Here is a 12,397-nt window from a genome sequence, read left to right on the forward strand (position 1 = left end):
CCACAGACATCCCGCGCCCGGCCGACGCCGGTCCGGGAGGGACCGTCTCCAAGAGCTCCAAGAACTCCAATAAGCGGTCCCGCGGCGCGGCCGGCGGCGGAATCCGCCGGGCGGTGTCCGCGACGACACTGCTGTGGATCATGGCGTGCCTGTACGGGCTGCCGGTGCTGTGGTTCATCCTCAGCTCCCTGAAGCCGTCCAGCGACCTGTTCTCCTATCCGCTGACGCTGGTTCCGCGCAACCCCACCCTGTCGGGTTTCAAGACAGCGTGGGAGAGCGCCAACTTCTCCCAGTACTTCATCAACACGGCCATCGTGTGCGTGATCACGACGATCGTCACGGTGGGCGTCAGCTGTTGCACCGGGTACGCGCTGGCCAAGTACGACAACCGCTGGCTCAAGGCGTTCTTCCTGTGCATCCTGGCCACCACGATGCTGCCGTCCGAGGTCATGCTCGCCCCCGAGTTCCTGGTCGTCCGCAACCTCGGCCTGTACAACTCCTTCGCCGGCATCATCCTCCCGGCCGTGCTCACCGCGACCGGCTGCTTCATGTTCCGCCAGTTCTTCCTGACGGTTCCCGACGAACTCGTGGAAGCGGCACGCATCGACGGCGCCCGCGAACTGTCGATCTTCCTGCGGATCATGGTGCCGCTCTCCCGGCCCATCATGCTGACCCTCGCCATCCTGTCCTTCCAGTGGCGGTGGAACGACTACATCTGGCCCCTGCTGATGCTGAACGACCCCAACAAGTTCACCGTGCAGATCGGCATCCAGAGCATCGTCGGCGCACAGAACATCAACTGGTCGGTACTGCTCGGCGCCTCGGTCATCTCCATGATCCCGCTGATCCTCGTCTTCCTCGTCTTCCAGCGCTACGTCATGGGCGCCGACATCAACGCCGGACTGAAGGACTGACCGTGCCCACCCCGCTCGACCACGACTTCGTCCGCGCGGTGGCCCGCGCCGCCGACCGGGAGGCCGCCCCGCCGGCGGCCGCCCCCGACGAGGAACCCACCGGCCTGCCCCACCGCGCCCTGGCCCGCCGGGTGAAGACCCTGGTCGCGGCGTACCGCTCCCCGGAATCGGCACTGCACGGCAGCGCTCGGGCCGTGGCCGCCGCGACGACCCACCTGCGCGCGCTGCGGGCCACGCAGACGTCCACCGGCCTCTTCGCCGGCGGCGACAACGTGCAGTCACCGCCGGACTCCGCCTTCACCGTCAACGACGTGTGCGACGCGCACGTCCTCGCCGCGGGCGGGGGGACGGAACTGCGCGAGGTCACGGCCGCGCTCGCCGACATCGCCGGCGCGGCCTGCGGCGCTCTCCTGACCGGTGGGGTGCACACCCCCAACCACCGCTGGGAGCTGTGCGCGGCGCTGGCCCGGCTGCACCGGTCGTTCCCCGACCACCGGCTCCTCGACCGCGTCGAGGACTGGCTCGCCGAGGGCGTCGACATCGACGCGGAGGGCCTGTACTCGGAACGCAGCGCCAACTACGCGGCCCACGTGTCCAACCCGTCGCTGCTGCTGCTGGCCGGCGTCCTCGGCCGCGACGACCTGCTGGACGCCGTCGAACGCAATCTCACCGCCACCCTGGACCTCATCAGGCCGGACGGCACGGTGGAGACCGTCCACTCGCGACGGCAGGACCAGCACCACCCGTTCCCGCTGGCGCCCTACCTGCCGCACTACCGGCTGCTCGCGGTCCGCACCGGCCGGGGCGACTTCGCCCGCGCGGCGCGGCTGGCGGCCGCCGGCGGCATCGACGACCCCGACCTGCTCGCCGAGACCCTCCTCACCCCGGACCTGCGCCGCGCACTGCCCGCACCGGCCGAGGAGACACTGCCCCGCGCGCGGTACCTCACCACCGTGCGCCTCGCCGCACGCGCCTCGGCCACCGCGCACACGGTGCTGTACGGCGGCTCCGACGTGCCCGAACACCGGCGCATCCGCTCGGGGCTCGCCTGCAACCCCACCTTCCTGCGCCTGTTCGCCGGCGACGCCGTCCTCGACGCGGTCCGTCTGACGCGGGGGTTCTTCGACCTCGGCCCGTTCCGCGCCGCCGACATGACACAGCTCGCCGACCACCGTTACCGGCTCACCCAGACCCTCACGGCCGCCTACTACCAGCCGCTCCCCAAGGACCGACGGCAGGACGACGGCGCCTACCGGATGGCGGACGAGGGACGCTTCTCCGCCGCCATGGCCTTCCCCGACCGGCCCCGGGACGAGGTCTCGCACACCACCCGCGTCGAGGTGGACCTGCGGGAGGACGGCGCCGACCTGCGCATCGACCTCAGCGGCCCGCGCGTGCCCTGGTCGCTCGAACTGACCTTCCGGCCGGGCGGCGTGACGCAGGGCGCCCTACCGCTCGGCGACGGACGCTGGTGCCTGACGCCGGGGCCGATGACCTACCGGGTCGGTGACGACGAGATCCGGGTCGAGACCGACGTCGAGGCAGGCGAACCGCTCGCCGGGCCGGACCGCAGCGACGTACTGCGGTACGACCCCGGTCAGGACCACACCGTGGTGGGCGGCACCGACGCGACGACGGGCAACCGCGTCTACCTCGGCGGACTCGGCCCGCACACACTGACCGTCGCGCTGCGCGCCGGCCGGCCCGCACCCGCCGGGTGACGGGACGCCCGCCCCGCCGACCTCGGACCGGCGGCCCGGACGACGCCCCCGACGAGCCGGTACGGGCGGGCCGACGCTGACGCCGCGTGCGGCGGGGTCGGGCGGCGGAGGGCGGCCGAGGCAGGCCGTCAGACCGGCAGCCCGAGCAGTCCCCAGCCGCGCCGTGCCGCCTCGTCGACCACCACCGCCCACTCGCTCAGCAGCACCGTGAACGCGTCGAAGTCAGCGATCCACCCGCCCGGACGCGCCGCGTGCCGGTCGTACTCCGTGCGCAGCCCCACCAGCAGGGGCTGCGCATGCGCCCAGTGGGCGGCGAGCCCGGGCACCCGGGCGGGCGGCACGGCGAGGAGCAGCCGCGTGCGCCACGGAGTGCGGTCCGAGGGGAAGAGGCCGGACCCCGGCACGTCGTCCTCGGCCCGGACCAGGGGGAGGAGGAAGCCGTCCAGGGCGTCCCGCAGCGCGGGGGCGGCGAACCCCCGGGCGCGGTCCCAGCCTTCGCCCGCCCAGAAGTGCGGCGCGTAGGACCCGGTGGTGCAGGCAAACTCGTAACGGCCGCACCAGGGCACCTCCGGCGAGGCGGGGAACACCCAGCCGGCCTCGGGCGCCGCGTACGGGTCCAGGTCCTCGGGGCACGCCGCCTCGTGCAGCAGCTCCAGCCGCCCGGCCACGGGCGTGCGCTCCAACCGCCCCCAGTCCAGCGCCAGCACGGTGAGGTCAAGCCCCATCCGGTCCGCCCACCCGGACCACCAGGTCCGCCCGGTCCCGCGTCGTCGCCACCAGCTCGGCGTTGCGCCGGTCGCTGCGATCCACCCAGGCCACCGCCTCCTCGTGCCCCTTGCCGAACTCCTCGTGCCGGGCCACCAGCCGGCGGACGCGTTCGTCCTCGTCCGTCTCGCAGAACCACACCTCGTCCAGCGCGGCCCGCACCCGCGCCCACGCGCCCGTGCCGAGAAGCAGGTAGTTCCCCTCGGTGACGACCAGCCGCACCCGCGGCCCGACGGGCACGGCCCCCGCGAGCGGCTGCTCCAGCAGCCGCTCGAAGCCCGGCGCGTACACGACGTCCCCGCCCTCCGACTCCTCCCGCAGCCGGCGCAGCAGAGCCGCGTAACCGGCCGCGTCGAAGGTGTCCGGCGCGCCCTTGCGGTCCCTGAGGCCGAGGCGGTCCAGCTCGACGTCGGCGAGATGGAAGCCGTCCATCGGGACCTGCGCGACCCATGGTTCCCCGGCGCCGTTCAGCTCCCGCACCAGGCGCTCGGCGAGAGTCGACTTGCCCGCGCCGGGACTGCCGGCGATGCCGAGCAGCCTGCGCCGGCCGCCGTCCCCGGCGAGGGAACGGGCCCGCAGGACCAGATCGTCGAAAGTGAGCACACAGCAGAGTGTCGCAGTCTCCTGGAAGGAGACCCGAGAAGGAGAGGAGGACGCCCGTGTCCGACGACGAGACACAGATCCGCACCCTGATCACCCGCTGGGCCGACGCCGTCCACCGGGGCGACCTCGACACGGTCGTCGACCACCACGCGGAGGACCTGGTGATGTACGACGTGCCCGCGCCCCACGAAGGCATCCGCGGCCTTGCCGCCTACCGGGCCGCCTGGCCGCCGTTCTTCGTCTGGCAGTCCCAGGGCGCCCGCTTCGACATCGACACCCTCGACGTCACCGCCGGTCACGACGTCGCCTACGCCCACGCCCTGCTGCGCTGCGGCACACCCGAGGAGCTCGCGGACTGCCCCGGTCTGCGGCTGCGGCTCACGTTCGGCCTGCGCAAGGAGCGCGGCCGCTGGCTGATCGCGCACGAGCACCACTCCTTCCCCCACGACTGAGCCCCGACCGAGTCCCGACTGGCTCACGCCTGACTCACGACCCCTTCGTACGTGTGGCGTGCGCCACACCGTTGGAACGGGCGTTGTGGGGGAACCGGGCTTGTATGACGACGACGCTCGGTCTTCCCGACGACATCCAGGCCTGCCTCTTCGACCTCGACGGGGTCGTCACCCGGACGGCGGTGGTGCACGCGGCCGCCTGGAAGGAGACCTTCGACGCGTTCCTGCATGCGCGCGAGGGCGCGCACCACCGCCCGTTCGACCCGGGCGACTACGACGAGTACGTGGACGGCCGGCCCCGCGCCGACGGCGTCCGCACCTTCCTCGCCTCCCGGGGCATCGAACTGCCCGAGGGCGACCCCGCCGATCCGCCCGACGCGCAGACCGTCCACGGCCTCGGCAACCGCAAGAACGAGCTGCTTCTCGAGCGGATCCGCACCGGCGGCGTCCAGCCCTACGACGGCACCCTGCGCTACGTCGAGGCGGCACGCGCGCGTGGCCTGCGCACGGCGATCGTCTCCTCCAGCGCCAACACCCGCGACGTGCTGCGCTCCATCCACGCCGAGCATCTCTTCGAGGTCCGCGTCGACGGCGTCGTGGCGGCCGAGCGGGGCCTGCCCGGCAAACCGCGCCCCGACACGTTCCTGGCCGCCGCCCACGACCTGGGCGTGGAGCCCGCCCGCGCGGCCGTCTTCGAGGACGCGCTGGCCGGCATGGACGCGGGCCGCGCCGGGAACTTCGGGCACGTCGTCGGCGTTGACCGGGTCGGACAGACCGACGCGCTGTACGCGCACGGCGCCGACGTCGTCGTCAAGGATCTGGACGACCTTCTCGGGCCGGGAGGGGACGCGTGATCACCGACCGGTCCTACACCGTCGAGCCGTGGTGCGTGCGCGAGACACAGCTCGATCTGGACGTCCTGGCCCAGAGCGAGTCCGTGTTCGCGCTCTCCAACGGCCACGTCGGCTGGCGCGGCAACCTCGACGAGGGCGAGCCGCACGGCCTGCCCGGCGCCTACCTCAACGGCGTGCACGAACTGCACCCCCTGCCCTACGCCGAGGCGGGCTACGGCTACCCGGAGTCGGGGCAGACGGTCATCAACGTCACCAACGGCAAGATCCTGCGGCTGCTGGTCGACGACGAGCCCTTCGACCTGCGCTACGGGCGGCTCGTCGCGCACGAGCGCGTGCTCGACCTGCGGCGCGGCGTGCTGGAGCGCACCTGCGAGTGGACCTCGCCGGCCGGCTCCACGGTCCGGGTGCGCTCCACCCGGCTGGTCTCGCTCGCCCAGCGGGCCGTCGCCGCCGTCGCCTACGAGGTGGAGGCCGTCGGCAGCCGCTCCCGGGTGGTGATCCAGTCCGAGCTGGTCACGAACGAGAGCCTGCCCGACTTCGACGGCGACCCGCGCGCTGCCCGCGCCCTGAAGTCGCCGCTGGAACCCGAGGAGGACGTCGCGGTGGGCCGCCGGCTGCGGCTGGTCCACCGCACGAAGCGCAGCGGACTGCGCGTCGCCGTGGCCGCCGACCACGAGGTGAGCGGCCCCGAGCGGACCACCCTCAGCAGCGAGAGCAACGTCGACGTGGCCCGGCTCACCGTCACCTCGGTGCTGGAGCCGGGCCAGCGGCTGCGGGTGGAGAAGCTCGTCGCCCACGGCTGGTCCGGGGTCCGCTCCCGGCCCGCGATGAGCGATCAGGTGGAGGCCGCCCTCGCCGCCGCCGGGCACAGCGGCTGGGCGGGCCTCCTCGACGAACAGCGCGCCTACCTGGACGACTTCTGGACCCGCGCGGACGTCGAGGTGGACGGCGACGAGGAGATCCAGCAGGCCGTCCGCTTCGCCCTCTTCCACGTCCTGCAGGCCGGCGCCCGCGCCGAGCAGCGCGCCATCCCCGCCAAGGGGCTGACCGGCTCCGGCTACGACGGCCACGCCTTCTGGGACACCGAGACGTTCGTGCTGCCCCTGCTCACCTACACCGCGCCCGTGGCGGTCGCCGAGGCCCTGCGCTGGCGGCAGAACACCCTCCCGGCGGCCCGGGAGCGCGCGGCCCAGCTCGGGCTGCGCGGCGCGGCCTTCCCCTGGCGGACCATCGAGGGGTCCGAGGGCTCGGCCTACTGGCCGGCCGGGACGGCGGCCTTCCACGTCAACGCCGACATCGCCGACGCCGTGGTGCGGTACGTGGCGGCCACCGGCGACCGCGACTTCGAACGGACCACGGGCGTCGAGCTGTTGACCGAGACGGCCCGGCTGTGGCGTGCGCTCGGCCACCACGACGCGCACGGCTGCTTCCACATCGACGGGGTCACCGGCCCCGACGAGTACAGCGCGGTCGCCGACGACAACGTGTACACCAACCTCATGGCCCGGGCGAACCTCCTCGCCGCCGCCGACGCCGTCGAACGCCACCCGCGGGAGGCCGCCCGGCTGGGCGTCGACGACGAGGAGAGCGCGGCCTGGCGGGACGCCGCCGAGGCGATGTCCGTGCCCTACAACCACGATCTCGGCGTCCACGAACAGCACGCCGGCTTCACCCGCTACCAGCACTGGGACTTCGACGGCACCTGCCCCGACCAGTACCCCCTGCTGCTGCACTTCCCGTACTTCGACCTCTACCGCAAGCAGGTGGTCAAACAGGCGGACCTCGTCCTGGCGATGTACACCTGCGACAGTCACTTCGACGACGAGCAGCTCGCCCGCAACTTCGCCTACTACGAGCCGCTCACCGTCCGCGACTCCTCACTGTCCGCCTGCTGCCAGGCGGTCATCGCCGCGCAGGCGGGCCATCTGCAGCTGGCCTACGAGTACACGGCCGAGGCCGCGCTGATGGACCTGGCCGACCTCGAGCACAACACCCGGGACGGACTGCACATCGCGTCCCTGGCCGGCACCTGGACGGCACTGGTCGCCGGGTTCGGGGGACTTCGCAGGGACGCGGACAGCCTGCGGTTCGCGCCCCGGCTGCCGGAGCGGTTCAGCCGCCTCGCCTTCAGCGTGCAACTGCTCGGCCGCTGCCTGCGGGTGGAGATCGGCCCGGAGAAGACCGCGTACACCCTGCTGTCCGGGGCGCCGCTGACGATCCGCCACCACGGGGAGCCCGTGCATGTGAACGGGGACGGCCCGGTGGTGCGCCCGGTGCCGCCGGTCCCGACGCGTCCGGCGCCCCGCCAGCCCACGCACCGGGGCCCCGACCCCCGCTGATCCCGCACCACCTCAGTCACGCACTTTGTGATCCCTGCGGTACCTGACGATCTGCTGGGCGGGGTCGCCCGTGCAGGACCACGGCGTGCGGGTCGCCCGGCGCCCGAGGAGGGCCAGGAGCGGCGCCGCCACGTCGCCGACCCGCGCCGCGCACGCCGCGTGGGCCAGGTGGTTGACGTCGCGCAGCTCACCCGGGGCGACGGCGCCCTCACGGCGGCCGGCGATCCAGCGTTCCCAGGTGCGGCGGACGTCGCTGACCGCGCCGTCGTTGTTCCAGTGCTGGGCGAGGGACACCGAGGTGGAACTCCCGTGCGCGGTGTCGACGGCGTGCCGGAACTCCTCCACGCGCGCGTACTGCACCAGCACCGGCAGCGGACAGCCCGGCGGGGCCACCCCCGCCGCATCCCGGGCGAAGTCGTACATCAGCCCGTGCGAGCCGTGCCAGCGCGCGGAGTAGTAGTGCAGGACCTGGAGATGCCCCTCCATGCTGTACGGGTCGCGCCGGTGCAACTCGTCCCACCAGCGCGCCAGTTCCTGCCGCCGCACCCCGGCCGGGTAGAGACGGGCGACCGAGATCAGCGAGGTCCACGGCGTCGGGTCGTCCAGGTAGGCCTCGGTCGCGGTCAGACACGCCAGGACCGCGGCGTCGACCCGGGTCAGGTCGATCGGCGCGCCCCGGCCCGCGGAGATGGCCAGGTCGAACGCCCGGGCCGTCTCCGTGGCCGCCCTCAGCACCAGCGCGTCGGCGCTGTGCGGCTCGGCGGCCAGCCAGGTCTCCACCGTGGAACTTCTCGCGCAGGCCTGCGCGAGCATCCGCATCCGGTGGCCTCGGGCGAGCCAGTCGGGCCCGGTCGACCGCAGCAGCTCCCGCAGACCCTGCCAGCGCCCGATGACGATGTCGTGCTTGACGGTGGAAAGGGGGGCGTCCCCGCAGTCGGGGTCGAAATCGGGAGCGAAGCGGTCCCGCGCCATCACGTTCCTTCTCAGAAGTCGGTGGAGAGGCCTTCGTGGACGGCCGTTCGCTCGTCCGGGCGCACGTCGGGCAGGTAGCCGGTCTCGACGGTCTGTGCGGCGTCCAGCGGGGCGGGCCGGTAGTACTCACTGCCCTGCCGCCAGTACCAGAGCATCGGCACGAGTCCCACGGCGAGCCCGCCGATGCCGATGGCGATCGCGGTCGGGGCCAGTTCGCCGAGCGACTCCACGAACACCCAGAACATGAACAGGGAACCGAACAGCGGCCACAGCCCGCCGAGGACGAAGTCCGACGCCGACTCGAGCAGCGTCCTGCGGTACGCGACGACGGCCGCCAGACCCGCGAGGCCGTAGTAGACGGCGATCTGCAGGCCGATCGCCGAGATCGCGTCGGCGACGATGTCGCCCACCGAGCCCAGCGCGTTGGAGGCGACGAACAGCACCAGCGCCACGCCGCCCACCACCACGATCGCCACCCAGGGCGTGTTCCAGGTGCGGTGCACCCGGCCCAGCGCGGACGGCATCGTACGGTCACGGCCCATCGCGAACAGCGAGCGCGTCACCTGGATCAGGGTCGTCTCCAGGGTGGCGACCGTGGACAGCATCACGGCCACGATCAGCAGCTTGCCGCCCCAGCCGGGCCACACCTCTTCCCCCAGCGCGGCCAGCACGTTCGCGCCGTTGTCGTCGATCTGCTGCGAGGTGAGGACGACGTTCACGGCGACGGTGAAGACCTCGAAGAGGAGGAAGACGATCGCCACGCCGATCAGCCCTGCCAGACCGGTCGTGCGCCGGCTGTTGCGGGTCTCCTCACTGAGGTTGCTGGTGACGTCCCAGCCCCAGTAGTAGAACGCGGCGACCAGCGCGCCCGCGGCGAAGCCGGAGACCCCGTCGAAGTGGCCGAAGCCGAACCAGGACCAGTCGAACGGCAGGGAGTTGTTTGTGTGGAACAGGCAGAGCACCGCGAACAGAGCCAGGATCGTCAGCTCGACCCCCGACATGATCAGCTGTGCGCGCACGGTGAGCCGGGCCCCGCCCAGCACCACCGCCAGCATCACCAGGAACCAGGCGGCACCCACCACGGTCGACAGCGCGGTGTTCGCGGCGAGGTCCTCGTCGAACAGGGCGAGCGTCATCGACCCGGCCGGCAGCGACCCCGCCACCATGAAGATGGTCGCCGAGATCACCAGCGCCCAGCCGCTGATGAAGCCGAGGAAGGGGTGGAGCGTGCGCCCCACCCAGGAGTAACTGGCGCCCGCGTTGACGTCGATCCGGCTGAGCCGGCTGAACGCCAGCGCGATGCCCAGCATGGGTATCGCGCAGTACAGCAGGGCGGCCGGGCCGGCCAGGCCCACGGCGCCCGCCAGGACCGCCGTGGTGGCGGCGATGGAGTACGCGGGGGCACTGCCCGCGACCGCCATCACCACTGTGTCGAAGGTGCTCAGCACATTCGCCTGAAGCCCTCTTCCGGTGCTGTTGCTCATGGTCGGCGCTGCTTTCGTCGTGCACGCCGGAGGGGGAAGGGTCCGGCGGTGAATGGGGGTGAGGGTGGGGCGTGGAGCTGCGTGGAGCGCCGCCGCGCGAAGAGGGATGGCCTCGGGAACGTCGGCGGAGGGGCGCGCAAGGACACTGACTTCAGCACTGCGTCGGCGGACGGTTACACCGAGTGTGCGAGTGACTATAGCCGCAACTATTGAGGTTTCAAGATTGACGGCTGGGTAATGTTCGGGGCCGCTCGTGCAGGTGGCATGTGTCGCGATTGGACCGGGCCGCACGGGAAACGCGGACGGGGAGAACAGCAGTCCGCCCAGTGAGGAGGCACCCCATGGGTACGGAGTCCGAGGCGAGGGGCGACGACGTCTACCAGCCCACCGGATCCGACGAGGAGCAGGAGGACGGGGCCCCGCTCGACCTTCAGGACGCCGTCGACGAACGCACCTACGACGACGCGCTGGACGAGGGTTACTCCCCGCCGGAGAAACCGCTGGGCGTCACCAGGTACGGCACCACCGCGGCCGAGCAGCACGACGGCGAGAGCCTCGACCAGCGTCTCGCCCAGGAGGTCCCGGACGTGTCCGCGCCGGTCGGGGACGGCGTCGGCGACCTGCAGGGCGGCGAGGGCGAGCCGGTCGACGCCGAGGCCGGCGACCGGCGCGCGGGCCGGCTCGTGGCCCCCGACGAGGGCGCCCACCCGGACGCCGTCAAGGAGGCGATCGCCGAGGACGTGGGCATCGACGGCGGGGCGGCGGCCGCCGAGGAGGCCGCCGTCCACATCGTCGAGGAGTAGACCGGCACGCGGGGGAGCGGGGGGGCGCGGTCCGGTCAGTCGTCCATCCGCTCCAACTGCCGCAGCCGGTTGGTGGCGTCGAGGGCGGCGACCTTGTACGACTCCGCCAGCGTCGGGTAGTTGAACACCGCGTCGACCAGGTAGTCGACGGTGCCGCCGCAGCCCATCACCGTCTGCCCGATGTGGATCAGCTCGGTGGCCCCGGAACCGAAGCAGTGCACGCCCAGCAGCGTGCGGTCCTCGGGGGAGACCAGCAGCTTGAGCACCCCGTGCGCGTCGCCGACGATCTGGCCGCGGGCCAGTTCGCGGTACCGGGCCACGCCCACCTCGAACGGCACGCGCTCCTCGGTGAGCTGGTCCTCCGTCCGCCCGACGAAGCTGATCTCCGGGATGGTGTAGATGCCGATCGGCTGCAGGTGGTGCATCCGCCCGACGGGCTCGCCGCAGGCGTGGTACGCGGCCGCCCGGCCCTGCTCCATCGCCGTGGCCGCGAGGGCCGGGAAACCGATCACGTCACCGACGGCGTAGATGTGCCCGACCGGCGTGCGATAGTACTCGTCGACCTCGATCCGCCCGCGCCGGTCCGCCGTCAACCCGGCCTTGTCCAGGTCGAGTTCGTCGGTGAGCCCCTGCCGGCCCGCCGAGTACATCACCGCGTCCGCCGGTATCTTCTTGCCGCTCTCGAGGATGGTCAGCGCGCCCCGCTGGTGCCGTTCCACGGCGGCCACCGTCTCCCCGAACCGGAAGGCCACCGCCAGGTCCCGCAGGTGGTACTTGAGCGACTCGACGACCTCGACGTCGCACATGTCGAGCATCCCGGACCGCTTCTCCACCACCGTCACCTTGCTGCCGAGCGCGGCGAAAACGCTTGCGTACTCCATTCCGATCACTCCGGCGCCGACGATGACCATCGACTGCGGCACCCGCTCGATCGTCAGGACGTTGTCGGAGTCGAGGATGGTCCGGCCGTCGAACTCGACGCTGTCCGGGCGGGCCGGCCGGGTGCCGGTGGCGATCACGATGTGCTCGGCGCTGATCAGCCGCTCCTGGCCGGTGACCTCCCGCAGGGCGATCGTGTGGTCGTCCGTGAAGCGGCCGGTGCCGGCGAAGAGGGCGATGTGGTTGCGGGACAACTGGCTGCGGATGACGTCGATCTCACGCCCCACCACGTGCTGGGTGCGGGCGGTCAGGTCGGCGACGGTGATGTTCTCCTTCAGCCGATAGCTCTGACCGTACAGATCGCGCTGGGTGAGGCCGGTGAGATAGAGCACCGCCTCGCGCAGGGTCTTGGAGGGAATGGTGCCGGTGTGGAGGGAGACCCCGCCGACCATGTCGGGGCGGTCTACGACGGCGACCCGGCGGCCCAGTTTGGCCGCGGCGATGGCGGCCTTCTGTCCGCCGGGACCTGATCCGAGGACGAGCATGTCGAAGTCGGGCACCCTCCGCAGTGTGGCAGGGCGGGGGCGCCCGGGGAAAGGCCGGCGGAGGTT

At 72.3% G+C, this 12,397-nt stretch carries 11 protein-coding genes; 6 read left to right on the forward strand and 5 right to left on the reverse strand.

The annotated features are described in order from the left end of the window. Nucleotides 1-8: 8 nt before the first annotated feature. Nucleotides 9-914 (forward strand): carbohydrate ABC transporter permease, encoded by a 906-nt coding sequence (locus tag QA802_RS38580; protein ID WP_443042322.1) that lies wholly within the window; start codon nt 9-11, stop codon nt 912-914. 2 nt (nt 915-916) lie between these two features. Beyond that, a complete protein-coding gene (locus QA802_RS38585; RefSeq protein ID WP_334533013.1) occupies nt 917-2,635 on the forward strand; it encodes a hypothetical protein in 1,719 nt (572 codons plus the stop codon). Nucleotides 2,636-2,763: 128 nt separating this feature from the next. Here the strand turns inward: QA802_RS38585 and QA802_RS38590 are convergent, their stop codons facing one another. Beyond that, entirely contained in the window at nt 2,764-3,360 is a 597-nt protein-coding gene (locus tag QA802_RS38590) for a hypothetical protein (RefSeq protein WP_334533016.1), read from the reverse strand. Then, complete coding sequence (locus QA802_RS38595) at nt 3,350-4,003, reverse strand: nucleoside/nucleotide kinase family protein (protein ID WP_334533018.1); 654 nt, start codon at nt 4,001-4,003, stop codon at nt 3,350-3,352. Before QA802_RS38595 ends, QA802_RS38590 begins: the two co-directional genes overlap by 11 nt. Nucleotides 4,004-4,059: 56 nt before the next feature. Between QA802_RS38595 and QA802_RS38600 the strand changes: the two genes are divergently transcribed. The 3 genes from QA802_RS38600 to QA802_RS38610 all read left to right on the forward strand — a co-directional run bounded on the left by QA802_RS38600 (nt 4,060) and on the right by QA802_RS38610 (nt 7,648). Then, nucleotides 4,060-4,455 (forward strand): YybH family protein, encoded by a 396-nt coding sequence (locus QA802_RS38600; RefSeq protein WP_334533020.1) that lies wholly within the window; start codon nt 4,060-4,062, stop codon nt 4,453-4,455. Nucleotides 4,456-4,559: 104 nt separating this feature from the next. Further along, entirely contained in the window at nt 4,560-5,309 is a 750-nt protein-coding gene (locus QA802_RS38605) for an HAD family hydrolase (protein ID WP_334533023.1), read from the forward strand. Then, nucleotides 5,306-7,648, forward strand: coding sequence for a glycoside hydrolase family 65 protein (locus tag QA802_RS38610; RefSeq protein WP_334533027.1), 2,343 nt, complete (start codon nt 5,306-5,308; stop codon nt 7,646-7,648). The genes QA802_RS38605 and QA802_RS38610 overlap by 4 nt, the downstream gene beginning before the upstream one ends. Nucleotides 7,649-7,660: 12 nt before the next feature. Here the strand turns inward: QA802_RS38610 and QA802_RS38615 are convergent, their stop codons facing one another. Together QA802_RS38615 and QA802_RS38620 are read right to left on the reverse strand one after the other, a co-directional pair. Further along, nucleotides 7,661-8,620, reverse strand: coding sequence for a hypothetical protein (locus QA802_RS38615; RefSeq protein WP_334533030.1), 960 nt, complete (start codon nt 8,618-8,620; stop codon nt 7,661-7,663). Between the two features lie 11 nt (nt 8,621-8,631). After that, a complete protein-coding gene (locus tag QA802_RS38620; protein ID WP_334533033.1) occupies nt 8,632-10,104 on the reverse strand; it encodes an APC family permease in 1,473 nt (490 codons plus the stop codon). Between the two features lie 341 nt (nt 10,105-10,445). Between QA802_RS38620 and QA802_RS38625 the strand changes: the two genes are divergently transcribed. Beyond that, on the forward strand, nt 10,446-10,907 hold the full coding sequence (locus QA802_RS38625) for a DUF5709 domain-containing protein (protein WP_334533036.1): 462 nt from the start codon (nt 10,446-10,448) through the stop codon (nt 10,905-10,907). 35 nt (nt 10,908-10,942) lie between these two features. Here QA802_RS38625 and sthA read toward each other — a convergent pair whose 3' ends face one another. Then, nucleotides 10,943-12,346, reverse strand: a complete 1,404-nt coding sequence (sthA, locus tag QA802_RS38630) for a Si-specific NAD(P)(+) transhydrogenase (protein ID WP_334533039.1) — start codon at nt 12,344-12,346, stop codon at nt 10,943-10,945. Nucleotides 12,347-12,397: the final 51 nt, after the last annotated feature.

Origin of the sequence: Streptomyces sp. B21-105, assembly GCF_036898465.1 — a bacterium.
Classification (GTDB): domain Bacteria; phylum Actinomycetota; class Actinomycetes; order Streptomycetales; family Streptomycetaceae; genus Streptomyces.